This is a genomic window from Pseudomonas sp. S1_E05 (assembly GCF_056337105.1).
The window spans coordinates 4,280,044-4,304,735 of sequence record NZ_JBFRHM010000001.1; the positions used below are offsets into that span (position 1 = coordinate 4,280,044).

25 protein-coding genes and 2 pseudogenes are annotated in these 24,692 nt (G+C 61.9%); 23 read left to right on the plus strand and 4 right to left on the minus strand.

Annotation, left to right across the window (positions count from 1 at the left end; genetic code table 11):
* Positions 1-42 precede the first annotated feature (42 nt).
* Positions 43-1,506, plus strand: coding sequence for a protein adenylyltransferase SelO (gene selO / locus AB4N33_RS19635; RefSeq protein ID WP_476458059.1), 1,464 nt, complete (start codon positions 43-45; stop codon positions 1,504-1,506).
* A gap of 5 nt (positions 1,507-1,511) precedes the next feature.
* Here the strand turns inward: selO and mazF are convergent, their stop codons facing one another.
* Positions 1,512-1,874: a type II toxin-antitoxin system toxin MazF gene (gene mazF / locus AB4N33_RS19640; protein WP_460118734.1), complete on the minus strand. Its 363-nt coding sequence runs from the start codon at positions 1,872-1,874 to the stop codon at positions 1,512-1,514.
* Positions 1,874-2,308, minus strand: coding sequence for a type II toxin-antitoxin system antitoxin MazE (mazE, locus tag AB4N33_RS19645; RefSeq protein WP_460126842.1), 435 nt, complete (start codon positions 2,306-2,308; stop codon positions 1,874-1,876). Before mazE ends, mazF begins: the two co-directional genes overlap by 1 nt.
* Positions 2,309-2,409: 101 nt before the next feature.
* On the opposite strand from mazE, the pseudogene trxC reads away from it, so the two are divergent.
* Positions 2,410-2,842, plus strand: a pseudogene (gene trxC, locus AB4N33_RS19650) (thioredoxin TrxC).
* 112 nt (positions 2,843-2,954) lie between these two features.
* On the opposite strand, the gene AB4N33_RS19655 reads toward trxC, so the two are convergent.
* On the minus strand, positions 2,955-3,725 hold the full coding sequence (locus tag AB4N33_RS19655; RefSeq protein WP_460140426.1) for a ParA family protein: 771 nt from the start codon (positions 3,723-3,725) through the stop codon (positions 2,955-2,957).
* A 362-nt stretch (positions 3,726-4,087) separates the two neighbouring features.
* On the opposite strand from AB4N33_RS19655, the gene AB4N33_RS19660 reads away from it, so the two are divergent.
* From AB4N33_RS19660 to AB4N33_RS19755, 20 genes and pseudogenes are all read left to right on the plus strand, one after another.
* Positions 4,088-4,807: a beta-ketoacyl synthase chain length factor gene (locus tag AB4N33_RS19660; protein ID WP_476458060.1), complete on the plus strand. Its 720-nt coding sequence runs from the start codon at positions 4,088-4,090 to the stop codon at positions 4,805-4,807.
* Positions 4,783-5,592: a lysophospholipid acyltransferase family protein gene (locus tag AB4N33_RS19665; protein WP_476458061.1), complete on the plus strand. Its 810-nt coding sequence runs from the start codon at positions 4,783-4,785 to the stop codon at positions 5,590-5,592. The genes AB4N33_RS19660 and AB4N33_RS19665 overlap by 25 nt, the downstream gene beginning before the upstream one ends.
* Positions 5,573-5,833: a phosphopantetheine-binding protein gene (locus AB4N33_RS19670; RefSeq protein ID WP_192307628.1), complete on the plus strand. Its 261-nt coding sequence runs from the start codon at positions 5,573-5,575 to the stop codon at positions 5,831-5,833. Before AB4N33_RS19665 ends, AB4N33_RS19670 begins: the two co-directional genes overlap by 20 nt.
* Positions 5,834-5,842: 9 nt before the next feature.
* Complete coding sequence (locus AB4N33_RS19675) at positions 5,843-6,097, plus strand: acyl carrier protein (RefSeq protein ID WP_368556674.1); 255 nt, start codon at positions 5,843-5,845, stop codon at positions 6,095-6,097.
* Positions 6,094-6,639, plus strand: coding sequence for a COG4648 family protein (locus AB4N33_RS19680; RefSeq protein ID WP_460118745.1), 546 nt, complete (start codon positions 6,094-6,096; stop codon positions 6,637-6,639). The genes AB4N33_RS19675 and AB4N33_RS19680 overlap by 4 nt, the downstream gene beginning before the upstream one ends.
* Positions 6,636-8,315, plus strand: a complete 1,680-nt coding sequence (locus AB4N33_RS19685) for an ApeI family dehydratase (RefSeq protein WP_476458062.1) — start codon at positions 6,636-6,638, stop codon at positions 8,313-8,315. The genes AB4N33_RS19680 and AB4N33_RS19685 overlap by 4 nt, the downstream gene beginning before the upstream one ends.
* Positions 8,308-9,041: pseudogene (locus AB4N33_RS19690) on the plus strand (glycosyltransferase family 2 protein). Before AB4N33_RS19685 ends, AB4N33_RS19690 begins: the two are co-directional and overlap by 8 nt.
* The gene (locus AB4N33_RS19695; RefSeq protein ID WP_476458063.1) at positions 9,038-9,985 is read left to right on the plus strand and encodes an LpxL/LpxP family acyltransferase; all 948 of its coding nucleotides are present in this window, start codon (positions 9,038-9,040) and stop codon (positions 9,983-9,985) included. Before AB4N33_RS19690 ends, AB4N33_RS19695 begins: the two are co-directional and overlap by 4 nt.
* The gene (locus AB4N33_RS19700) at positions 9,966-11,510 is read left to right on the plus strand and encodes an HAL/PAL/TAL family ammonia-lyase (RefSeq protein WP_476458064.1); all 1,545 of its coding nucleotides are present in this window, start codon (positions 9,966-9,968) and stop codon (positions 11,508-11,510) included. Before AB4N33_RS19695 ends, AB4N33_RS19700 begins: the two co-directional genes overlap by 20 nt.
* Positions 11,503-11,928 (plus strand): acyl-CoA thioesterase, encoded by a 426-nt coding sequence (locus AB4N33_RS19705; RefSeq protein WP_460118751.1) that lies wholly within the window; start codon positions 11,503-11,505, stop codon positions 11,926-11,928. Before AB4N33_RS19700 ends, AB4N33_RS19705 begins: the two co-directional genes overlap by 8 nt.
* A complete protein-coding gene (locus AB4N33_RS19710) occupies positions 11,925-12,527 on the plus strand; it encodes an outer membrane lipoprotein carrier protein LolA (protein ID WP_460140430.1) in 603 nt (200 codons plus the stop codon). Before AB4N33_RS19705 ends, AB4N33_RS19710 begins: the two co-directional genes overlap by 4 nt.
* Complete coding sequence (locus tag AB4N33_RS19715; RefSeq protein ID WP_476458065.1) at positions 12,517-14,850, plus strand: MMPL family transporter; 2,334 nt, start codon at positions 12,517-12,519, stop codon at positions 14,848-14,850. The genes AB4N33_RS19710 and AB4N33_RS19715 overlap by 11 nt, the downstream gene beginning before the upstream one ends.
* The gene (locus tag AB4N33_RS19720; RefSeq protein WP_476458066.1) at positions 14,847-16,007 is read left to right on the plus strand and encodes a cation:proton antiporter; all 1,161 of its coding nucleotides are present in this window, start codon (positions 14,847-14,849) and stop codon (positions 16,005-16,007) included. Before AB4N33_RS19715 ends, AB4N33_RS19720 begins: the two co-directional genes overlap by 4 nt.
* Entirely contained in the window at positions 15,994-17,241 is a 1,248-nt protein-coding gene (locus AB4N33_RS19725; RefSeq protein ID WP_476458067.1) for an NAD(P)/FAD-dependent oxidoreductase, read from the plus strand. Before AB4N33_RS19720 ends, AB4N33_RS19725 begins: the two co-directional genes overlap by 14 nt.
* Positions 17,238-17,963 (plus strand): class I SAM-dependent methyltransferase, encoded by a 726-nt coding sequence (locus AB4N33_RS19730; protein ID WP_476458068.1) that lies wholly within the window; start codon positions 17,238-17,240, stop codon positions 17,961-17,963. Before AB4N33_RS19725 ends, AB4N33_RS19730 begins: the two co-directional genes overlap by 4 nt.
* 17 nt (positions 17,964-17,980) lie before the next feature.
* Positions 17,981-18,571: a hypothetical protein gene (locus tag AB4N33_RS19735; protein WP_460126844.1), complete on the plus strand. Its 591-nt coding sequence runs from the start codon at positions 17,981-17,983 to the stop codon at positions 18,569-18,571.
* Entirely contained in the window at positions 18,568-19,764 is a 1,197-nt protein-coding gene (locus AB4N33_RS19740) for a beta-ketoacyl-[acyl-carrier-protein] synthase family protein (RefSeq protein ID WP_460140434.1), read from the plus strand. Before AB4N33_RS19735 ends, AB4N33_RS19740 begins: the two co-directional genes overlap by 4 nt.
* Positions 19,761-20,237: a hotdog family protein gene (locus AB4N33_RS19745; protein ID WP_460118765.1), complete on the plus strand. Its 477-nt coding sequence runs from the start codon at positions 19,761-19,763 to the stop codon at positions 20,235-20,237. Before AB4N33_RS19740 ends, AB4N33_RS19745 begins: the two co-directional genes overlap by 4 nt.
* Positions 20,234-20,962 carry a 3-oxoacyl-ACP reductase FabG gene (fabG, locus tag AB4N33_RS19750; protein WP_460118767.1) on the plus strand — a complete coding sequence of 243 codons (729 nt, stop codon included), beginning with the start codon at positions 20,234-20,236 and terminating at the stop codon, positions 20,960-20,962. The genes AB4N33_RS19745 and fabG overlap by 4 nt, the downstream gene beginning before the upstream one ends.
* The gene (locus AB4N33_RS19755; protein ID WP_460118769.1) at positions 20,962-22,188 is read left to right on the plus strand and encodes a beta-ketoacyl-ACP synthase; all 1,227 of its coding nucleotides are present in this window, start codon (positions 20,962-20,964) and stop codon (positions 22,186-22,188) included. Before fabG ends, AB4N33_RS19755 begins: the two co-directional genes overlap by 1 nt.
* A 122-nt stretch (positions 22,189-22,310) precedes the next feature.
* Here AB4N33_RS19755 and AB4N33_RS19760 read toward each other — a convergent pair whose 3' ends face one another.
* Complete coding sequence (locus AB4N33_RS19760; protein WP_460118771.1) at positions 22,311-23,210, minus strand: LysR family transcriptional regulator; 900 nt, start codon at positions 23,208-23,210, stop codon at positions 22,311-22,313.
* A gap of 117 nt (positions 23,211-23,327) precedes the next feature.
* Between AB4N33_RS19760 and AB4N33_RS19765 the strand changes: the two genes are divergently transcribed.
* The gene (locus AB4N33_RS19765; RefSeq protein ID WP_460118773.1) at positions 23,328-24,602 is read left to right on the plus strand and encodes an MFS transporter; all 1,275 of its coding nucleotides are present in this window, start codon (positions 23,328-23,330) and stop codon (positions 24,600-24,602) included.
* The last annotated feature ends 90 nt before the right edge of the window (positions 24,603-24,692 follow it).

Sequence of the window (24,692 nt, forward strand, 5' to 3'; positions counted from 1 at the left end):
TATCCCTAGCAGAATGCTCGGACATTCTGCTGGAGATGGCCGGTGAAAGCCCTAGACGAACTGACCTTCGATAACCGCTTCGACCGCCTGGGCGATACCTTTTCCGCCCACGTGCTACCCGAACCCATCGACAATCCACGGCTGGTGGTCGCAAGCTCCGCCGCCATGGCGCTGCTCGACCTTGACCCGGCGGTGGCCGAAACGGCGGAGTTCGCCGAGCTGTTCAGCGGCCACAAGCTGTGGGCCGACGCGGTGCCGAGGGCAATGGTTTATTCCGGTCATCAGTTCGGCTCCTACAACCCGCAGTTGGGCGACGGGCGGGGCCTGTTGCTGGGTGAGGTGTACAACGAAGCCGGCGAACATTGGGATTTGCACCTCAAGGGCGCGGGCCAGACGCCATTTTCGCGCATGGGCGACGGACGCGCCGTGTTGCGTTCTTCGATCCGTGAATTTCTCGCCTCCGAAGCGCTGAACGCGCTGAACATTCCCACGACGCGGGCGCTGTGTGTGATCGGTTCAGACACGCCCGTGTGGCGTGAGCGGCAGGAACGCGCGGCCATGGTGTTGCGCCTGGCGCCCAGCCACGTGCGCTTTGGCCACTTCGAGTATTTCTACTACACCAAACGTCCAGAGCAGCAGAAGGAGCTGGGCCAGCACGTACTGGCGATGCATTTCCCGCAATGCCTTGAACAGCCGGAACCCTATCTGGCGATGTTCCGTGAAATCGTCGAGCGCAATGCCGAACTGATCGCCAAGTGGCAGGCATACGGCTTCTGCCACGGCGTGATGAACACCGATAACATGTCGATCCTGGGCATCACCTTCGACTTCGGCCCGTTTGCTTTCCTCGACGATTTCGACGCCAATTTCATCTGCAACCACTCCGACGACCAGGGCCGCTACTCGTTCAGCAACCAGGTGCCGATCGGTCAGTGGAACCTCAGCGCCCTGGCTCAGGCCCTGACGCCGTTCATCAGCGTCGAGGCGCTGCGTGAAACCCTGGGTCTGTACCTGCCGTTGTACCAAGCCCATTACCTGGACCTGATGCGTCGTCGCCTGGGCTTGACCACTGGCGAAGAAGGCGACCAGCAACTGCTGGAACACCTGCTGCAACTGATGCAGAACAGCGGCGTCGACTACACGCTGTTTTTCCGCCGCCTGGGCGAAGAAGCCCCGGAGCAGGCGGTTGCACGCTTGCGCGATGACTTCGTCGACATCAAGGGTTTCGACGCCTGGGGGCAGCGCTACATCGACCGCACCCGCCGCGAAGGAGAACCGGACCAGACCCAACGCCGCCAACGCATGCACGCAGTCAACCCGCTCTACATCCTGCGCAACTATCTGGCGCAGAACGCCATCGACGCCGCAGAGAAAGGCGACTATTCAGAGGTGCGCAGGCTGCATGAGGTACTGAGTAAACCGTTCGAGGAACAGCCGGGGATGGAAAGCTACGCCCAGCGACCGCCGGAGTGGGGCAAGCATCTGGAGATCAGTTGTTCGTCGTGAGGTGGTCAGTCCAGAGGATCGATGGCACTGACGACTCGAGCGACGATGTCGGCCATCGTGACGTCATCGAGTCGCTCGATGAACTTGGCCGAGCCATCAAGTACACGTTGTTCGATGTCAAAGCTGCGGACCTGATTACATACCGCAACGCCGTTCGTTTCGTGCCCGGATACACTGACAGCCAGCCCTACGTTCCGGCTGAAACCGCCGCCGCTGGTGACTGGCACTGTCATGCTGACACCCAGCGCATTAATTTCCCTGGGGGTTATCACCACAAAACGGTGCCGGTTCATCATCTCCCGACCCGCGACCGGGTTGGGATCAATCCAGTAAACATCGCCCCGCTGCGGGGCACGCCGACGCACCATCAGCCAAGCTCCCGGCCTATTGGATCGCCCTCGCGAGCAGAGGCCGTTTGTGCGTTCAGCTCAGCCATTTCTTCGGCGCCCTCCAGCAACTGCGCGAGGCTATATCGCTTTTGAGGCTCGGATTTCACAGGGCGGGCAATCAATTCTCCATCGACCACATTCAGCTCCAGTTGTGCTCCCACCTCAAGGTGCAGGAGCTTGAGCAAGGTCGGCGCAAGCGTGATTACTGCTGCGCCTCCCTGGCGGCGAATTTTGGATGTCACGGACACGGGATAACTCCTATCCGACAAATGCAGGGCATCGATTTCTCGATGAGTGCAACAAAAGTAGCACGCAATTGAAGACAAAGCGAAAGCCTCTGGAAGTGAAAGACGTCGAAGTTGATTCCAGCCTAGCCATTGCGCAGAAATATGCCGGCGCGAAAATGTGAGCATTTGCGACACTCACCTCCTCGCGCAGCTCACCCAACACTTGATAAAACGCCTCCCGGACTCCAGATAACCGGCATGCCCCGCCCACAGCCAAGAGCCCGATCATGACCGACCCACTTCTCATCCCCTGCCCCCCACTGCAACGGCCTCAACCGCATCCCTGCCGAGCGCCTGGGTGATCAGCCCAAATGCGGACGCTGCAAGGCTGAGGTGCTGCTGAGCAAACCTTTTGAATTGAAGCAAGGTGACTACGCCAGCCAGATCAAGGGCGATCTGCCGCTCTTGGTGGATGTGTGGGCGGATTGGTGCGGGCCATGCAAGTCGTTTGCGCCGGTGTTTGAGCAGGCCGCCGGGCAGTTGGCAGGCAAGTGCAGGCTGGCCAAGCTGGACAGTGAGGCGAACCCGCAGTTGTCTGCGCAGTTGGGGATTCGGTCGATTCCGAGCCTGATCCTGTTCAGGAATGGCCGGGAGGTGGCGCGTCAGAGCGGGGCGTTGCCGTTGCCGCAGTTGATGAGTTGGTTGCGTAGTTCCCTGTAGGAGCGGACTTGTCCGCGATGGACCATAGCGATAACGCGGGCAATCTGGCGCCCAGCGTTGTCTGGTCTACCATCGCGACGGTTCGACAAGCTCGCCCTAAAGGTCCAGGGGATCAGGCGTTTTCGAGCAGGGAATGCAGCTCGACGAATTGCTGGGTCAGCTTGTGTCGCGGGTCGAGGTGGATCAGCGGCGTGCTGGCCTGGTGCGATTCGCGCATGCGCACCGACGACCCCAGGTAGACCGGCAGTACCGGCAAACCTTCAGCGATCAACTCATCGAGCATTTGCTGAGGCAGACTGGCGCGGGCCTGGAACTGGTTGACGACGATGCCTTCAACTTCCAGCCCGTCGTTGTGATCCTCTCTCAATTCCTCGATTTCCGACAGCAGGCCATACAGTGCCTGCCGGGAAAAACTATCGCAATCGAACGGGATCAGAACTCGATCGGCGGCAATCAACGCCGAAACTGCGTAGAAATTCAGCGCCGGCGGGGTATCCAGGTAAATCCGGTCGTACTCGTCATCCAGATCCTCGAGCAGTTTGCGCAGCTTGTTGATCTTGTGCTTGGCCTCGAGCTTGGGCTGCAAGTCGGCGAGCTCGGCGGTGGCGGTGATGACGTGGAGGTTCTCAAACGGGGTTTCATAGATATCGACACGGTTCTTCTTCGAGAACGGGCCGGAGGACAGTGTCTGCTTGAAAAAGTCGGCGATCCCCATGGGAATGTCTTCACCGGTCAACCCAGTGAGGTATTGGGTCGAATTGGCCTGGGCATCCAGGTCCACCAGCAGGGTGCGATAACCCTCGCTGGCGCTGACTGCGGCCAGGTTGCAGGCGATGCTGGACTTGCCCACGCCGCCTTTCTGATTGAATACCACGCGCCGCATGTCAAACCTCCGTGTATCTAAAGATTGATCGAGTGTAGTAGGCCTCAGAGCCGCTTTGCTACCTCCCCGGCCAATGGACTACATCGAGAGGTACAAACCCCTCACCGTAAAAACCGAAATCTCGCCCGAGAATCCTTCTGGCAGCCGACAGAAAGGAGCGACCAGGCGTGGATAATCACCCAACGACAGCCGTCCACTCGCCAGGCAGTAATCTGCGTTGAGCAAAATGTAACCAGCATTTGCTACGTACCCGCCGCACCGGGATAATGCGCGCCACTCGGCGCTCAGCGTCACGTCAGGTGAACCGCTGTTTTTTTCGACTCGCCGTGTCAAGAAAGCCCGCAGGGGCGGGATGTACGCCAGTGATCAACTTCAACATTGCCCAATGGCGCGCCTGGGCTCCCGGGCTCGAAAGCGCGCAAGACTGGCTAGCCTGGAGCCGGCAACCGATCGTGCCGCACAGCAGCGACGCCGCTCCCGACGTTTCGTTTCTGCCGGCCATGCAGCGACGCCGACTCAGTCGCCTGGCGCGAATGGCGTTCAGCGTGGGTTGGCCGCTGGCCGATGGTCGGCACGATCTACCGTTGGTCTTTATTTCCCGGCATGGCGAAACCCCGCGCACCTTCGAGATTCTCAGCGACCTGGCCGCTGAACAACCCCTGTCACCGACCCAGTTCAGCCTCTCGGTCCATAACGCAGTCATCGGCCTTTGGTCGATCATGCGCGGTGAAACCAGCGAGATGACAGCCCTGGCGGCGGCTGGCGACGGCCTGGAACATGGCATGCTCGAGGCTGCGGCATTGTTGGCCGAAGGGGCGCCCGCAGTGCTGCTGGTGATCACCGAAGAGCAGCCACCCCAAGCGTATTCGGACTGGATCGACGATGTACCCTTTCCCTACGCGGTCGGTTTGTTGTTGACGCCCGGTAACGACTGGCAGTTGTCCCTGAACAGCATCCCGGATGCGTTGTCCAAACCCCACTGGCCGCACGCCCTGAATCTGTTGCATACCCTGCTCGGCCAGCACACCACCTGCCAACATGCCTGGAAAAATCGTGTATGGACCTGGCAACGCAACCTGTGACCGAGAAAAATCGCGACGCTTATTACTGGCGTTGGCTGGCGACGGCGGCAAGCTTTGCCCTTTTCGGGTTGGCCGGCCTGTGCCTGCGCCTGGTGATTTTCCCGATATTGAGCTGCCTGCCCGGTAGCGTCGAGATCCACAGATTGCGCGCGCGACGGACCGTCAGTCGCTGCTTCTGGCTGTTCGTGCGGATCATGGCTCGCAGCGGGGTGCTGACCTACGACATTCAGGGTGCGCAAAAGCTCGGTCGCCCCGGCCAGATGATCATCGCCAATCATCCGTCGCTGATCGACGTGGTGTTCCTGATCGGCCTGGTGCGCCATGCCAACTGCGTGGTCAAAAGCAGCCTATGGGAAAACCCCTTCACCCGTGGCCCGCTGCGGCGTACCGAATACATCAGCAATGATGGCAGCATGGGTATGCTCGACGCGGCAGCCGATGCGCTGAAAAGCGGCCAGACCCTGATTATCTTCCCCGAAGGCACCCGTACCCAACCTGGGCAAGCGCCCGCCTTTCATCGGGGTGCCGCTGCAATCGCCTTGCGCGGTGCGAAAATTCTCACCCCGGTGGTCATCAAGGTCAACCCGACCACCCTGACCAAGGCAGACCCCTGGTACCGAATTCCGAAACGACGCGTGCACTTCAGTTTCCGAGTGGGGGCCGATATAGATCCACAGGCCTTCGCCGCACAGGGCCCTGCGCCACAGGCCTCTCGCAAGCTCAACGATTACCTGCATCACTACTTTATCCAGGAGCTCGCCGAAGATGAGCGATCTACACCGTGAAATCAAAGAACTGATCATCGACGCCCTGGGCCTCGAAGACATCAGTGTCCAGGATATTGGCGACGACCAGACGCTGTTTGGCGAAGGCCTGGGTCTGGACTCCGTCGACGCCCTGGAGTTGGGTCTGGCCATTCAGAAAAAGTACGGCATCAAAATCGACGCCGACGCCAAGGACACCCGTAACCACTTCAGCAACGTGGCGAGCCTTGCGGCGTTCGTCACTGCAAAACAGGCAGCTTGAGACCGGACCATGCAAACTCGTGAAGACATTTTCAACACCCTGCGCGATGCCTTGGTCGAACTCTTCGAACTGGACCGCGAGCGTGTAAGCCTCGACTCCAACCTCTATCAGGATCTGGAAATCGACAGCATCGATGCGGTTGACCTGATCGATCACATCAAGCGTCAGACCGGCAAGAAAATCGCCGCCGAAGAGTTCAAATCGGTGCGCACAGTCAACGATGTGGTCGAGGCGGTCTATCGACTGGTCCAACCGGCTGCATGAGGCGACTGATCGGCCTTGGCCTGCTGCTGGCGGGCGTGCTGTACCCCTTCGCGGTGTATTTCGGCATGGAGCATTTCGCGCCGTGGCAGTTCGGCCTGCTGCTGGGAAGCCTGTGGCTGGCGCGGGCACTGACCGGCGCGCGCAAGCCTGGCAGCCTGTGGATGGCCACCGTCGCCATCGTGTTCTGCCTGCTGCTGGCCTTGTTCGACAGCCCCGCCCTGCTGCGCTGGTACCCGGTGCTGATCAGCGGATTCATGCTGGTGCTGTTCGGGCTGAGTCTGAAATATGGTCCGCCGATGATCGAGCGCCTGGCCAGGTTGCGTGAACCCCATCTGCCCGCCAGGGCCATTCGCTACACGCGCAAGGTCACGATCGCCTGGTGCGTGTTTTTCCTGTGCAACGGATTTTGTGCGGCGGCGCTGACGCTCTGGGCGCCGCTGAGTTGGTGGATGTTGTACACGGGCCTGATCTCCTACGGGTTGATCGGCCTGATGTTTGCCATTGAATGGCTCATACGACAACGGGTACGAGGCCGACCATGAATTGGATAAACCTTGAGCAACTGTTGCTCAAGCCGCAGCCGGAACGCACCGTGACGGCCGGGCCGGCGTTGAATCATGCACAGCTGTGCGAACAGGCCCTGAGCCTTGCGGCTGGCCTTCAGCGCCAGGGCGTGCAACGCATCGCCGTGCACCTCGAAGACGCGGCCGACCTTGCGATCGCGCTGCTCGGTGCTTGGCGTGCCGGGGTCAGCGTGTTGTTACCGGCGGACCTGCAACCACAGACCCGTCAGCGCTTGTCGCATGAGGTCGATCTGTGGCTGACGGACCAGGCCGATGATGGGCACCTGGACGACTATCGCCAGACGCCCGCAATCCCTGCCGCTCTCAACCTGGATCGTTGCACGCTGAGCCTGTGCACGTCCGGTTCCAGCGGCGAACCCAAGCGAATCGATAAATCCCTTCGCCAGCTCGTCAACGAGGTCCAGGCGCTGGAGCAATTGTGGGGAGCCGATCTGGCCGACGCCTGCGTGATTGGCAGCGTTGCCACTCAACACATTTACGGTCTGCTGTTTCGCGTGTTGTGGCCGCTGTGCGCCGGGCGACCATTCGTGCGCAGGCAACTGCCTTTCCCCGAAGACCTGCAGCGCGCCAGCCGTGAATATCCGTCGTTTGCCTGGGTCGCCAGCCCTGCGTTGCTCAAACGCATGGGTGACAACCTCGACTGGCCAGCCTTGAGCGCAGTGCGCCGGGTATTTTCATCGGGCGGCGCCTTGCCGGTGGAGGCAGCACACGGCCTGTATCAACGCCTGCAGCAATGGCCAACGGAAATCCTCGGCAGCTCTGAAACCGGTGGCATTGCCTGGCGCCAGGGCGATGCGCTGTGGCAAGCCTTTGCCGGCGTCCAATTAAGCCAGGACAGTGATGGCGCGTTGCTGATTGCGTCGCCCTACCTGCCGCAGGATCATGTCGAGCACACCGCGGATGCAGTACGAATCGCCGCCGACGGCCGTTTCGAACTGTTGGGCCGACTGGACCGGATCGTCAAGCTCGAAGAAAAACGCATTTCGCTGCCCATGCTGGAACGGGCACTGACTGACCATGAGTGGGTGGCCGAAGCGCGCCTGGGGGTCGTCCAGGAAAATCGTGCCTCGCTGGGTGCGCTGCTGGTCCTGAGTGAGTCAGGTTTGCATGCCTTGCGCAATCACGGTCGACGCACACTGACGCAAACACTGCGCCAGCACCTCAGCCAGCATTGCGAAGCCATCGCCCTGCCTCGGCGCTGGCGCCTGCTGCGACAACTGCCGCTGAACACCCAAGGCAAATTGCCTCAGGCGGACGTGGACGCCTTGCTGATGGCTCCACGCCCGAAGTCGCCAGAAATCCTCGAGCAAATCGAAACCGATGGTGAGTGGAGCCTGCAACTGGCAGTGCCGCCAGACCTGGCCTATTTCAGCGGTCACTTCCCCCAGGCTCCGGTACTGCCCGGCGTGGTGCAGGTGGAGTGGGCGTTGCAACTGGGCCAACAGTTGATGAACCTGCCGGAGAAATTCGCCGGCATGGAAGTGTTGAAGTTCCAGCAACTGGTGCGCCCGGGCGATGAAATCCAGTTGCACCTGCGCTTCGACCCGGTTCGCGGCAAGGTGTATTTCGCCTATCGCAACGAGACGGCCACCTGCTCGAGTGGGCGGATTTTGCTGGAGGCCGGCGATGCATAGCCCCTGCGCCGTCATCCCCGTCTACAACCACGAAACCGCCATCACCACGGTGGTCGATGCGCTGATCGCCTGTGGCTTGCCGTGCATCCTGGTGGACGACGCCAGCGATAAGCCCTGTGCGGCGGTGCTGGATCGACTGGCGCAGCGCGAAATGGTCTACCTGATCCGCCTCGCCGCCAACCAGGGCAAAGGCGGCGCGGTCATGACCGGCCTGCGCGAAGCTTCGCGCCTTGGCTTCAGCCACGCTTTGCAGGTGGATGCCGATGGCCAGCATGATCTGCAGGACGTATCGGTATTCATCGCACAATCGCGCGCCCATCCCCACGCACTGATCTGCGGTTATCCGCAATATGACGCCAGTGTGCCGAAAGGTCGCCTGTACGCGCGCTACCTGACGCACGTGATGGTATGGATCAACACGCTGTCCTTGCAGATCCGCGATTCGATGTGCGGTTTTCGCGTCTACCCGCTGTCGCCCGTGCTGGCGGTCATCGAGTCGGCCCGTATCGGCAAGCGCATGGACTTCGACTCGGACATCCTGGTGCGCCTGGCCTGGCGCAATCAGCCGATGCAGTGGTTGCCCACCAAGGTGCATTACCCGCTGGACGGTGTCTCGCACTTTCGCATGCTCCACGACAATGTGCTGATTTCGAGCATGCACACCAGGCTTTTTTTGGCATGTTGCTGCGCGCTCCGGTGATCCTCTGGCGACGGTGGCGAGCATGAGCGACGGGGTCGACAAGCAACATTGGGCGGACCGCAAGGAGCGGGGCAGCTTCTGGCTGATGAAGCTCACTGCGTTTGGCGCAAAGGTGCTCGGCCGCAGGCTGCTCAGCCCGGTGCTGTACGGCATCGTCCTGTACTTTTTCCTGTTTGGTCGCACTGCCCGTCACAGTGCCTGGCAATACCAGCAACGCCTGGCCGACTGGAGTGGCCGTGACAGTCTGCGTCCCAGTCACTGGCGGGTGTTTGGTCAGTTCATGGCCTTCGCCGACTCAATGCTCGACAAACTCGACGTGTGGAACGGCAAACTCAGCATCGAGCAGATCGAAATCATCGACCCCGCGCTGCTGCGCAACCAGTTGCGCGGCAGCCGTGGCCAACTGTTGGTGGGCGCCCACCTGGGCAACCTCGAAGTGTGTCGTGCGCTGGCAGAGATCGGCGAAAAGGTCACGATGAATGTGCTGGTGCACACCAAGCATGCCGAACAATTCAACCGCCTGCTGGGTGAGGCCGGCGCGACCAACCTGCGGCTGATCCAGGTCAGCGAACTCGACCCGGTCATCATGCTGCAACTGCACGAGCGCCTGGAGCGCGGCGAGTGGCTGGCGATTGCTGGTGATCGTGTGCCATTGCACGGCGGGCGCAGCGTGACCGTGGATTTCCTCGGTTATCCGGCTCGATTCCCACAAGGACCATGGCTGCTGGCCGGACTGTTGAAGTGCCCGGTCAATCTGTTGCTGTGCCTGAAGAAGCCCGATGGTGATTATCGCCTGACCCTCGAACCGTTCGCCGACACCATCATCTGGAAGCGCAACGACCGCGAACAGGTCATTCATCAGTGGGCGAACCGCTACGCCGAACGCCTGGGCCACTATTGCCTTGAAGCGCCCCAACAATGGTTCAACTTTTATCCTTTCTGGAAGACCGATGACGACGCCAACGCTTGAGCCGGTAACCTTCGGCGAACTCCCTTTGCGCATCGAAGACGTGCGAGCCCTGGCCAACCGCCAAGTGCCGACACGATTGCAGGACGACCCCGCCTACCGCGAGCGCATCGCCAAGGGCGCACGTTTCCTCGATTCGCTGCTGGACAAGGAAGGCGTGATCTACGGCGTCACCACCGGTTACGGCGATTCGTGCGTGGTGGCGGTGCCCTTGCATCACGTCGAGGCGCTGCCGCAGCACCTGTTCACGTTCCACGGCTGCGGCCTGGGCAAGCTGCTCGACGCACAGGCCACCCGCGCCGTGCTGGCGGCGCGCTTGCAGTCGCTGTGCCATGGCGTTTCCGGCGTGCGCGTGGAATTGCTGGAGCGCCTCCAGGCGTTCCTCGAACACGACATCCTGCCGCTGATTCCCGAAGAGGGCTCGGTGGGCGCAAGTGGTGACCTGACGCCGCTGTCGTACGTGGCCGCCACCCTGTCCGGCGAGCGCGAAGTGATCTATCGCGGTGAACGCCGACAGGCTGGCGATGTGCATCGTGAACTGGGCTGGCAACCGCTGGTGTTGCGCCCCAAGGAAGCCCTGGCATTAATGAACGGCACTGCCGTGATGACCGGCCTGGCCTGCCTGGCCTATGCCCGCGCCGACTACCTGCTGCAACTGGCCACGCGCATCACTGCGCTGAACGTTCTGGCGTTGCAAGGCAATCCGGAGCATTTCGACGAGCGCCTGTTCGCAACCAAACCTCATCCGGGACAGATGCAGGTCGCCAAGTGGTTGCGCGAGGACCTGGCCATCGACGCGCCCACCGCGCCACTGCATCGCCTGCAAGACCGCTATTCCCTGCGCTGCGCACCCCACGTGCTCGGCGTGTTGGCCGACAGCCTGAACTGGCTGCGCTCGTTCATCGAGACCGAACTCAACAGCGCCAACGACAACCCGATCATCGACGCCGAAGCCGAACGTGTACTGCACGGGGGCCATTTCTATGGCGGCCATATCGCGTTCGCCATGGACAGCTTGAAAAACCTGGTGGCCAACGTCGCCGACCTGCTCGACCGTCAACTCGCGCTGCTGGTGGACGAGCGTTACAACCATGGCTTGCCGAGCAACCTGTCTGGTGCTACGGCAGATCGCGCCATGCTCAATCATGGCTTCAAGGCTGTACAGATCGGTGCCAGCGCCTGGACCGCCGAAGCCTTGAAAAACACCATGCCGGCCAGCGTGTTCTCACGCTCCACTGAATGCCACAACCAGGACAAGGTGAGCATGGGCACCATCGCCGCCCGTGATGCGATCCGTGTGCTGGAGCTGACCGAACAGGTCGCCGCCGCCACGTTGCTGGCGGCCAACCAAGGCGTGTGGCTGCGCAGCAAGGCCGAGGAGGCGCGTCCCCTGCCTCCGGCCCTCGCCGCCATGCACGAGGCACTGGCCAGGGATTTTTCACCGGTCATCGAGGACCGTGCGCTGGAAAGCGAATTACGCCTGTGCCTGCAACGGATTGCCGAACAACACTGGAGGTTGCATGCGTAGCAAGGGCGTTCTTCACATCGATACGCAGATCCTCGTGCCGTTCTTCGACGTCGACAGCATGAACGTCGTCTGGCACGGCCACTACATCAAATACCTGGAAGTGGCGCGCTGCGCGTTGCTGGACAGGATCGGCCACAACTACGCGGCCATGGTCGAGTCGGGCTACGCCTGGCCGGTCATTGACCTGCAACTGCGCTACGTGCGCGCCGCCGTCTTCGGCCAGACGCTCAATGTACGGGCCAACCTGGTGGAGTGGGAAAATCGATTGAAGATCAATTACCTCATCAGCGACGTGCAGACCGGTGAACGCCTGACCCGCGCCAGCTCGGTGCAGGTGGCGGTCGAGATGCGCAGCCGGGAGATGCAACTGGCCTCACCCAGGGTTTTTACCGATGCTGTCGAAAGGGTACTGGCATGAACCCACTCCTGAAATGCATGGGCGCGCTGACACTGCTGTGCCTGTCATCGATCGCCCATGCGTTCGATCTGCAACAGCTCAGCGATCAACTGGCCAAACCCGATGTCATCCACGGCCAGTTCACCCAGGAAAAACACTTGCGCGCCCTGCCCCAACCCCTGACGAGCAAAGGCAGCTTCGTCCTGGCGAAAAACCACGGTTTGCTGTGGCTGTTAAAAACACCGTTACAACAGGATTACCGCATCACCGCCAAAGGCATCGCCCGGCGTGATGCCAGCGGCTGGCAACTGCTGCCGGGCAAAAGTGCCGGTACCGAGCAGAACCGCTTGTTCCTGGCCGTATTGCAGGGCGACAGCAGCGGACTGAAGCGGGATTTCGAACTGTCCCTGGGGGGCGATGCGCAGAACTGGACCCTGACCTTGATCCCGCGGTCCGTGCTGCTCAAGCAGGTGTTCAATCAGATCAACATCACAGGCGGCGAGCTGGTGCACAGCATCGAACTGCTGGAAACCCAGGGCGACCGCACATTGATGCGCATGCAGGACAGCACGAGCACCTCCCCGTTAAGCGAAACGGAGCAACAAGACTTTGCCGAGTGAACGCACGCTGCCACGTCTGTTTGTGCTCCTGCTGCTGGCAGTGCTCGCGCTCGCCGGCTGGCAATGGCGTGATGGAGCCCCGCTGTCGGCCAACCTGATGGAACTGGTGCCTGGCACCGCGCCGGACGCCCTTGAATTGCGTGCCGAACAGCGCATGCAGGAACCGCTGAACCGCGAAATGCTGGTGCTGGTGGGTCACCCGGATCGCCAGCAAGCCCTCTCCACGGCGCAGCAACTGGGTGAGCAATGGCAGGCCAGCGGTCTGTTCGAAAAGGTCCAGTGGACCCTGCAGGCAGACTTGCCAGCCCTGCGCGCGCAACTGCTGCAAGGCCGACTGGCGATGCTGTCGGCAAAGGATCGCCAGCAACTGATCGAACACCCCGACGCGTTCATCCAGCAACGGGTGCAGGCGTTGTTCGACCCCTTTACCGGGTTCAGCCTGGTGCCCAGCCAGGATGACTGGCTGGGTTTGACCGGACGTATCCAGAACAGCCAGCCGCAACAGGGTTCGGTGCAACTGGACATCGGCAGCGGCGCGCTGGTGGCTGATGCTGACGGCAAGAGCTGGGTGCTGCTGCGAGCGCGTACCACCGGCAACGCCTTCGACATGAACCTGCCACTGCAAGTGGCCGACCTGCTCAAGCTCAGCCGCGAACAGGCGGCCCGCTCCGACGTGCAACTGCTCGCCGCCAGCGGCCTGCTCTACGCCGCCAACGGCCAGCAACAAGCCACTCGCGAGATGACCTGGGTCGGCGGCGGCGCCACGCTCGGCATTCTTCTGCTGTTGCTGCTGGCCTTCCGCCGCTGGCGAGTACTGCTGGCCTTCGTCCCGGTGCTGGTTGGGATGCTGTTCGGTGCGGTGGCCTGCGTGGCGCTGTTCGGGCGCATGCATGTGATGACGTTGGTGCTCGGTTCAAGCCTGATCGGCGTCGCAGTCGATTACCCGCTGCATTACCTCTCCAAAAGCTGGAGCCTGAAACCCTGGCGCAGTTGGCCAGCCTTGCGCCTGACCCTGCCCGGATTGACGCTGAGCCTGATCACCAGTTGCATTGGCTACCTCGCGCTGGCCTGGACGCCATTCCCGGCGCTGACCCAGATTGCCGTGTTCTCCGCCGCCGGCCTGCTGGGTGCCTACCTGTCAGCAGTGTGCCTGCTACCCGCGCTGCTCAAGAACGTGGAGCTGCGCCCGGCGGACTGGCCACTGCGGGTGTCCGACTATCTGCTCGATCGACGCGAAGCCCTGCTGAAGGTCGCGCGTACCCCCGTGTTGCTGGCGCTATTGATTGCCTTCTGTGTCGGTGGCCTGCTGCAACTCGAGAGCAAAAACGATATCCGCCAGTGGATTGGCGCGCCGCAGCAACTGACTGACGAAGCCCAGGCCATCGCGCGCATCACCGGTTATCAGCCCACCAGTCAGTTTTTCCTGGTGCGCGCGGCCAATCAGCAGCAGTTGCTGGAGCGCCAGAGCGCTTTGGGCGAGCGGCTGGAGCAGTTGATCAATCTGGACAAACTCAATGGATACCTGGCGCTCAATCAACTGGTCAGCCCACCCAGTGAACAGCAGCGGGTGCGCGAAGCGCTAAACAAGTTGCCTCAGTTCTGGCAGCCGCTGCTCGCCGTCGGTGTACCGCTGGACGCTCTGAAAAGCGAGCTGGCGAAGTTGCAGACATTGCCCACCGAGGATATCGACAGCGCACTGACCGGCCCATTGGCCGAACCCTATCGTACGTTGTGGCTGGGTTCGACCGATGACGGCGTCGCCGCCATGGTCAGCCTGCAAGGCTTGAACGACGCTGCATTGTTGCGGGTTCAGGTGATGGATTTGCCGGGTGTGGAGTTGGTGGATCGACTCGGCGACTTGAACAGGGTCTTTGCCCAGACGCAGATCAGCGCTGCGGAGCTGAAACTCGCTTCATGCGTGTTGATCGTGCTGGTGTTGATGCTGCCGTTCGGCCTGGGTGGCGCGATGCGCATCGTCGCCCTGCCGCTGCTGGCCGCATTGTGCAGCCTCGCGAGCCTCGGCTGGCTGGGTCAGCCGCTGACCTTGTTCAGCCTGTTCGGCCTGCTGCTCGTAACAGCGATCAGCGTCGACTACGCCATTCTCATGCGCGAACAGGTCGGCGGAGCGGCCGTCAGCCTGCTGGGCACCCTGCTGGCAGCGCTGACCACCTGGCTGTCCTTCGGCTTGCTGGCGGTGTCCAGCACCCCGGCAGTGAGCAACTTTGGACTGTCGGTGAGCCTGGGCCTGGCGTTCAGCTTTTTGCTCGCACCCTGGGCCGGACGACAGGCACATGCGGCGACGGTCGCGGAGCCTGCAGCATGATGATCGTGCTGTTCTGGGCGATGGCCCTGGCGCTGTTTGCCGTGGCTACCCGCGTGGGGCGGCACTTCGGCCTGATTCCGATTGTCAGTCAGTTATTGCTGGCCACCGCCGGCCTGCCGTTGTTGATGTATTTCTGGGTCGAGCCACATTGGCAATTGAGCGGTGTCGAGTTGGTCGCGCCACTGTGGCTGAAAACCCTCTACAGCCTGAGTTTTGCCCTGCTGCTGGGTTTCATTCTCAGTGACGTGATCGATCTGCAACTCGACCGCCAGAGCCTGAAAGTCGCCCTGCCGAGTTTCTGCGTGCCGTTTGCCTGCGGGCTCGCTACAGCCGTCTGGCTGCTGCCGCCGCAACCATGGATCAGTTCGCTGGCAGTGGGCCTGCTGTTCGCCATTACCGCGATCCCGGTGCTGTATCTGTACTTGCGGCATATCGGCTACCCGAACACCGCAACGCGTCGACTGGTGCAGACTGCGATCCTGATCGACCTCACCTGCTGGACGCTGTTCGCCATCGCCCAAGGCAGCTTGCACTTGAGCAGCCTGCTATTACCCCTGGCCTGTGCGTCCCTGCCTTTGCTGCTGCGGCTCCTGGGTTTGCGCCAGCCAAGACTGTACAGCGCCTGTTTCTTCGCGCTGCTGATGGTCGCCGAACACTACAAACTCAACGCATTGCTGGTCGGCATCGGCTACCTGCTGTGCATGGCCGCACTGAAGGTGCCACTGGTGCTGCCGCTGCCGACGAGCTGGATCACTGGCATGCAGACCTGGGTCGCAATCCCGCTGATCCTCACGTTCGGCATCGTGCAGATCAACGTCCATAGCGCCCTGAACAGCCTCGGCTGGCTGCAACTGGCAGCGCTGTTGCTGCTGCCGATCATCAGCAAAATGGTCGGTAACTGGCTGGGGCTGGGTTGGGCCGGCGCTTCCTTCCCAGGCGCCAGCCGCTGGCGTGAAAGTGTGCTGCTCAACATTCGCGGCTTGAGCGAGATCGTTTTTCTCAACCTGCTGCTGCAACAACACCTCATCAGCCCGCCGCTGTACTTCGCACTGATGCTGATGGGCCTGATCGCGACGTTGCTGCCGGCACTGGTCGGCCTGCATCGAATGCCCGTGAACGCTGCCACCTCGCAAAGGAATTCCCATGCCAACCACTGAAATGGAACGTCGTCAGGTCGTCATCATAGGGGCCGGGCCTTCGGGTGCCATCGCCGGCGCATTGCTCAAGCGCAAGGGGCATGACGTGCTGGTGATCGAACGCCAGCACTTCCCGCGTTTTTCCATCGGCGAAAGCCTGTTGTCCCATTGCCTGGATTTCGTCGAGGAAGCCGGGATGCTCGACGCCGTGAACGCCGCGGGTTTCCAGCTCAAAACCGGGGCGGCGTTCGCCTGGGGCGAGCAACGCAGCGCGTTCGATTTCAGCGACACCTTCAGCCAGGGAAAACCGACGACCTTCCAGGTCCAGCGGGCGGATTTCGACAAACTGCTGGCCGATCAGGCGGCGCTGCAAGGCGTGGAAATCCGCTACGGACACACCATCGTCAGTGTCGATATCGCTCGGGCAAAACCGCAGTTGGGCGTGCAACGCGAGGACGGCAGCGAATACGGCGTCGAAGCGGACTTCCTGCTCGATGCCAGCGGCTACGGCCGCGTCCTGCCGCGCTTGCTGGACCTTGAAGCGCCTTCGAATTTTCCGGTTCGCCAGGCGGTTTTCACCCACATCGAAGACCACATCGATCACCCAGGTTTCGACCGCACGAAAATCCTGATCACCACCCACCCGACCCAGCGTGACATCTGGTTCTGGACCATCCCGTTCAGCAATGGCCGCTGCTCACTGGGCGTGGTCGCGGCAGCCGGGCATTTCGATGCTCGCGCGCAAAACCTGGACGACTGCCTGCGCCAGTTCATTGCCGAAACACCCAGCCTGGCGGGTGTGCTGGGCAACGCCGTGTGGGATACTCCGGCACGCGCCATCGGCGGGTATTCGGCCAACGTCAAGACCTTGCACGGCCCCGGTTTCGCGCTGCTGGGTAACGCCGCCGAGTTTCTCGACCCGGTGTTCTCTTCCGGCGTGACCATCGCCATGCGTTCGGCAAGCATGGCCGCCGCCGTGCTGCACCGACAGCTGCTGGGGGAAACCGTCGATTGGCAGCGCGAATTCGCCGAGCCGCTCAAGCGTGGCGTCGATACCTTCCGCTGCTATGTCGAAGGCTGGTACGCCGGCACATTCCAGGATGTGATTTATCATCCGGACAGCTCACCCGATATCCGCCGCATGATCAGCTCGATCCTCGCCGGTTACGCCTGGGACGAGCGCAACCCGTTTGTCGCTGAACCCAAACGCCGATTGCGAATGCTGTCGGAACTCTGTGCTAGGGATGCAACATGAATTACCTGAGCGACAACTACGTTGAAGAGACTCGCTTCGGTCTCTGGTTCCTGCGCAGCCATACCTGGCAGCATCATGTGCTGCGCGTCGCGATCAATGACCTGCGCAGCCTGTTCAGCGAAGCATTGCCAGAGCATCCCGTACTGCTCGATGCCGGTTGTGGCCAGGGCAAGTCGTTCCAGCACCTGCGTCAGACATTCGCGCCACGGCGCCTGATCGGTATCGATGCCGACCCGCACAGCCTTGAACTCAGCAGCGCGGAAGCCGCCCGTCAGGCCATGGACGTGGAACTGATCGGCAGCGATTGCGCGACCCTGCCCGTAGCGGATGCCAGCGTAGACCTGCTGTTCTGTCACCAGACCTTCCATCACCTGGTGGAGCAAGAAAAGGCCCTGGCCGAGTTCCATCGCGTGCTCAAGCCCGGCGGATATCTGCTGTTCGCAGAATCCACCGAGGCTTACATTGATACCTGGGTCATCCGCTGGTTATTTCGCCACCCCATGCACGTGCAAAAGAGTGCCGCCCAGTATCTCGAGATGATCCGCAGTCAGGGTTTTGAATTTTCACCGCACAACGTGTCTTATCCGTACTTGTGGTGGAGTCGGTCCAGGGATTTCGGCCTCCTTGAACGCTTCGGCCTGCGCCAGCCGAAACCCTTCGGCCAACGGGAAGAAACCCTGGTCAATGTGGTGGCGCGCAAGCCTCTGGAAGGGGTTGCCTGATGTTCACCTCAAGCCGTATGAAACACCCAACCTGTAGGAGCGAGCTTGTCTCCGGGCGGCGTTCCGACGATAGGGGTGTGTCAGTCAGCGAATTTTTCGGATGGGCGATCGCCATCGCGAGCAAGCTCGCTCCTACAGGGGTGGTTTTCGCGCTGTTGATGCTCAGCGCCTGCGCCAGCCGCGCGCCGCTGCCTGAACAGGCCCCCAACCTGCCGTTGCCCCAGCAACTGCACATTCAGCGCCTGGAGGACGGCCTGCGTCAGGACTGGGTCCTGGTGATCGCCCGCGAAGGCCCGGGCATTCGCTGGTCGATGATGGACCTGCTGGGCATTCCCCAGGCACGCCAGAAACTGATCGATGGTCAATGGCAGGCTGATGGCTTGTTACCGCCCAACCCCGAAGCGCGGACGTTGTTCGCGGCGCTGTTGTTCGCACTGACACCCAGGGATGAACTTTCGGATAACTACCCGAGCGCCTGGCAACATGGCGTGCAACGTGCCTTGCCCGAACATTGGGATGTGCGCTACGCACAACCACTGAATTTTGAACTGAAGCTGTCAGAGGGTCCGACGTATCTTGTCACCCCCCTGACCGGTGAAACGCCATGACCGCGTACCTCAACGCCCTCGGGGTCATCTGCGCCCTGGGTCGCGACAAACAACAGGTTGCAAGCAATCTGTTCGCCGGTGATTGCGCCGGCGTGCGCAGCGAGGCCGGCTGGGTGCCGGAACGTTCAATACCGGTGGCCGCCGTGCGCGGCGAACTGGCGCCCATCCCGCCTGAACTGGCACATCAAGGCAGCCGCAACAATCAACTGCTGCTGGAAGCGGCATTGCAGATCCGCGACGACATTGACCGAGCGATCCACTCCTACGGTCGCGAGCGTATTGGCGTGGTCCTGGGCACCAGTACATCGGGAATCGACGAGGCCAGTCGCGGGCTGGCGCATTACGTTCGCGAACAGCAATTCCCCGCCGAGTACGACTACCAGCAACAGGAACTCGGCGCGCCGGCCACCTTCCTCGCCGACTGGCTGCAATTGAGCGGCCCGGCTTACGTGATTTCCACGGCCTGCACCTCCAGCGCCCGGGCGTTGATGAGCGCGCAACGCCTGCTGGACCTGGGCATGTGCGACGCAGTGTTGTGTGGTGGCGTCGACACCCTGTGCAAGCTGACACTCAACGGTTTCTCGGCGCTGGAAGCCGTCTCGGAACAACGCTGCAACCCCTTCTCGATGAACCGCGACGGGATCAACATCGGCGAAGCCGCAGCGCTGTTCCTGATGACCCGCCAGGCGAACGCCACCCCGTCGATCGCCCTTCTGGGCAGTGGCGCCAGCTCCGATGCCCACCACATTTCCGCACCGGAGCCCACCGGGCGCGGCGCCTTGCAAGCGATGCGCAAGGCCCTGAGCCGGGCGCGGCTGCAACCGGAGCAAATCAGCTACCTGAACCTGCACGGCACGGCCACCCAACACAACGACGCCATGGAAAGCCTGGCGGTGGCGACCTTGTTCCCCCACGGCGTGCCGTGCTCATCGACCAAACCCATGACCGGTCATACCCTCGGCGCGGCCGGTGCGCTGGAGGCGGCGTTCTGCTGGCTGAGCCTGTGCGCGGACAACCACCAACAGGCGCTGCCGCCGCATGTGTGGGACGGACAGCAAGACCCCGCCCTGCCGACTTTGAAATGGGTGACCGCGACCGATCATCTGGCGTCCATTGCACCTCGCTTCCTGATGAGCAATTCCTTTGCCTTCGGTGGCAATAACGTCAGCCTGATTATCGGAGATGCCCCATGATTGACTGGCCGCTCGCGCAGCTGCTGCCGCACGCCGGCGACATGATTCTCATTGATCAGGTCCTGGCGTTCGACGACGAACAGATCCACACCCGCCTCACCGTCAGGCCCGATGGCCTGTTCAGTCGTCCAGACGGCGGACTGCCGGCGTGGGTGGGTGTCGAGTTGATGGCGCAGAGTGTCGCTGCCTATGCCGGTTGCCATGCACGTCAGCGCGGCGACGAAGTGGCACTGGGCTTCCTGTTGGGCTCGCGCAAATTCGAATGCAACGTCGATCATTTCCCTGTCGGCACCGAACTGCGTATCCACGGCATTCGCTCGCTGGAGGACGACAACGGCATGGGCGTGTTTGAATGCCACATCAACGCCCCCGGCATTCACGCCACCGCTCGTCTGAATGTGTTCCGTCCGCCCCAGGCCGCTCAATACCTGCATGAAACTCCACACAGCTCTGCACAAGGAACCCTGGCATGACTGACTCGGTACTGGTCACCGGTTCCAGCCGTGGTATCGGCCGCGCCATCGCCTTGCGCCTGGCTCGTGCCGGCCATGACATCGTGCTGCACTGCCGCAGCGGCCTGACAGAAGCCGAGGCGGTGAAGGCGGACATTGAGGCCCTCGGTCGCCGCGCCCGCATCCTGCAATTCGACGTGTCCGATCGCGCCGGCTGCAAGGCCATCCTCGAAGCTGACGTGGAGACCCACGGCGCCTATTACGGCGTCGTGCTCAATGCCGGCCTGACACGTGACGGTGCATTTCCAGCGCTGAGCGAGGATGATTGGGATGTGGTGATGCGTACCAACCTCGACGGTTTCTACAATGTGCTGCACCCGGTGATGATGCCGATGATTCGTCGTCGCGCCGCCGGACGCATTGTATGCATCACCTCGGTGTCCGGCTTGATCGGCAATCGCGGACAGGTCAATTACAGCGCCTCCAAGGCCGGTCTGATCGGTGCCGCCAAGGCTCTGGCCATCGAACTGGGCAAGCGCAAGATCACCGTCAACTGTGTCGCGCCCGGCCTGATCGACACAGCCATGCTCGACGAGAACGTGCCGGTGGAAGAACTGATGAAAATGATTCCTGCACAACGCATGGGCACCCCTGACGAGGTGGCCGGCGCGGTGAACTTCCTGATGTCGGCTGAAGCGTCGTACATCACCCGTCAAGTGCTGGCCGTCAACGGAGGCCTGTGCTGATGAAACGTGTTGTCGTTACCGGCATGGCCGGCATCACCTCGCTGGGCTGCGACTGGGACACCATCGCCGCCAACTTCCGCGCCAATCGCAGCGGTATCCGGCGGATGGACGAGTGGGATCGCTTCACCGAACTGAACACGCGCCTGGCCGGGCCAATCGATGATTTCAAGGTGCCAAGCCACTGGACCCGCAAACAACTGCGCAGCATGGGCCGGGTCTCGCGCCTGGCGGTCGGCGCCGCAGAGCAGGCGCTGGCCGACGCGGGCTTGCTGGGTGACGCGTCGATCAAGGACGGGCGCATGGGCGTCGCCTGCGGTTCATCAACGGGCAGTACCGACGAGATCAAGGCGTTTGGCAACATGCTGCTCAATTCCGTCGCCGAAGGCCTGAACGCCAACTCTTATGTGCGGATGATGCCCCACACGACGGCGGCGAACATCAGCATTTTCTTTGGCCTCACCGGCCGCCTGATTCCCACCTCCAGCGCCTGCACCAGCGGCAGCCAGGGTATCGGCTACGCCTATGAAGCGATCAAGTTCGGACGCCTGCCCCTGATGCTCGCCGGTGGCGCCGAGGAACTGTGCCCCACCGAAGCCATGGTCTTCGATGCGCTCTACGCCACCAGCCTGAAAAACGACGCTCCGCAGACCTCACCGCGCCCTTATGACAGCGGTCGCGACGGCCTGGTGATCGGCGAAGGCGGCGGCATGCTGGTGTTGGAAGAGCTGGAACACGCCCTGGCGCGCGGCGCACATATCCATGCCGAACTCGTTGGCTTCGGCAGCAACGCGGACGGCCAGCACACCACGCGTCCGGAACAGGTGACCATGCGCCGGGCCATGGAGCTGGCGCTTGAAGACGCCGGCTTGCAGCCATCGGACATCGGCTACGTCAACGGCCATGGCACCGCTACTGAACAGGGCGATATCGCCGAGACACTGGCAACCAGCACCCTGTTCGGTGAGCACATGCCGATCAGTTCGCAGAAGAGCTTTCTTGGCCATACCCTCGGCGCATGCGGTGCGCTGGAGTCCTGGTTCAGCATCGAAATGATGAACCGCGACTTGTACGTCCACACCCTCAATCTCGACCAGGTGGACCCGCACTGCGGCAAGCTCGACTACCTGCGCGGCGAATTCCGGAAAATGCGCAACCAGTACGTGATGAACAACAACTTCGCCTTTGGTGGGGTCAACACGTCGCTGATTTTCCGGCGCTGGTCCTGAGTCCGTTGCCCCTGTAGGAGCGAGCTTGCTCGCGATGGAGGATCAGGCACCGCGGGCATTCAGACAGCCAGCGTCATCATCTACGACCATCGCGAGCATGCTCGCTCCTACAGGGATACTCCTCAAGCCTTGAGCGGTTCGACCTCCGTCAGCAACTCGACAAATGCCTTCGCCATCGGCGAAACCTGCCCCTTGCGCTGGGCGAGCCACACCGCCGACATCGCCCCGGGGTCGAGCAAGGAGCGATAGACCACGCCGTCGATGCGCATCCGCTGGAAAGACGCCGGTAACACCGACACCCCAAGCCCCGCCGCCACCAGGCCGATGATGGTCATTGCCTCGCCAGCCTCTTGCGCAAAATTCGGACTGAAACCCGCCTCCCGCGCCAGACTCAACAATTGCGCGTACAACCCGCTGCCGTAGCTGCGAGGGAAAAACACAAAGGGTTCGTGAGCCAGGGCTGAAAGGAACAAACCTTCTTCGCTGCCGAGGGCCAGTGGATCCTTGGAACTGAGCACCGCCACCAGAGGCTCGCGCGTCAACTCCACCACGCTCAGCGACTCGGGCAAAGCCAATGGCCGCATGATGCCGATTTCGATCGACTCATCCACCAGCGCGTCGGCCACCTGAGTGCTGCTCATTTCCCGCAGGGTCAAATGCACGGCCGGGAATTGCTGGCGAAAAGCAAAAATCGCCTGGGGAATCGTCGAGTTGAACGGCGCGGACGAAGTGAACCCGATCTTCAGCTCGCCCAGCTCACCTCGCTGCGCTCGACGCGCCACATCGGCGGCCTTGTCGACCTGTGCCAACACCAGCCGGGCTTCCTCCAGAAACAATCGCCCCGCCTCACTCAGTTCGACCCGACGATTGGTGCGCTCGAACAGACGCGCCCCCACGTCTTGCTCCAGCGCCTGGATCTGCTGGCTCAACGGCGGCTGCGAGATGCCGAGCATCTGGGCAGCACGGCCAAAATGCAGTTCTTCAGCCACGGCAATGAAGTAGCGCAGGTGTCGCAATTCCATGATCCCTCCAACAGGTCGTAAAACATCTTAAACAGGTCGAATAATATATTGGATTGAATCATTAGCCAGCTATATGCTTTTTCCATTGCCTGACCGCTGCCCGTCCCGAGGTCTGAAGTGAAAACTGCTGTCGCCCCACTCGCCCATGAAGTGCCTCCCGCCACCGCTGGCGATACCGCCGCCGAGCTCAAGGAGATTTACATCGAGAAAGGCACCCCGATGTTCATGCGCACGGTGCTGGCGTTGTTCTGCGGCGGGTTCGCCACCTTCGCGTTGTTGTATTGCGTGCAACCGATGATGCCTTTGCTGTCCCACGAGTACGCCATCAATGCGGCGCAAAGCAGCCTGATCCTTTCAGTGGCCACGGGCATGCTCGCCATCGGCCTGCTGATCACCGGTCCGATCTCGGACCGCATCGGGCGCAAGCCGGTGATGGTCACGGCACTGGCAGCCGCCGCGTTGTGCACCATCGCCAGTGCGATGATGCCGAGCTGGCACGGCGTGCTGCTGATGCGTGCACTGATCGGCCTGTCGTTGAGCGGCCTGGCGGCCGTTGCAATGACGTACCTGAGCGAAGAAATCCACCCCAAGCACATCGGCCTGGCAATGGGCCTCTACATCGGCGGCAATGCCATCGGCGGGATGAGCGGGCGTTTGATCACAGGCGTATTGATCGACTTCGTCAGCTGGCACACCGCGATGCTGGTGGTCGGCGCGATGGCACTGATCGCGGCGGTGGTGTTCTGGAAAATCCTCCCCGAATCGCGCAATTTCCGCGCGCGCTCGCTGCACCCGCGCAGCCTGCTGGATGGCTTCACCATGCACTTTCGAGATGCCGGCCTGCCCCTGCTGTTTCTTGAGGCCTTTGTGTTGATGGGTGCATTCGTCACCCTGTTCAACTACATCGGTTATCGCCTGCTCGCCGAGCCGTACCACATGGACCAGGCTTTCGTCGGCCTGCTCTCGGTGGTGTACCTGTCGGGCATCTACAGCTCGGCGAAAATAGGTGCGCTGGCGGACAAGCTGGGCCGGCGCCAGGTGCTCTGGGCCACCATTGCGCTGATGTTCGTCGGCCTCGCCCTGACCCTGGTCACGCCGCTGCCGGTTGTCATCATCGGCATGCTGATCTTCACCTTCGGCTTTTTCGGCGCGCACTCGGTAGCCAGCAGCTGGATCGGCCGCCGCGCCACCAAGGCCAAAGGCCAGGCGTCCTCGCTGTACCTGTTCAGCTACTACGCCGGCTCGAGCATCGCAGGGACCGCCGGCGGCATGTTCTGGCACCTGGGTGGCTGGAATGGCATCGGCCTGTTCATCGGTGCCCTGCTGGTGGTGGCGCTGTTGGTGGCTTTGAAGCTGGCGAAGCTGCCGCCTCTGCCAGGAACCCCAATTTGAAGCAGGCCCACCCTGTAGGAGCGAGCATGTCGAGGCGTCGAATCCTCGCGATTAACGTCCAGACACCGCAGCCACTCAGGCACCATCGCG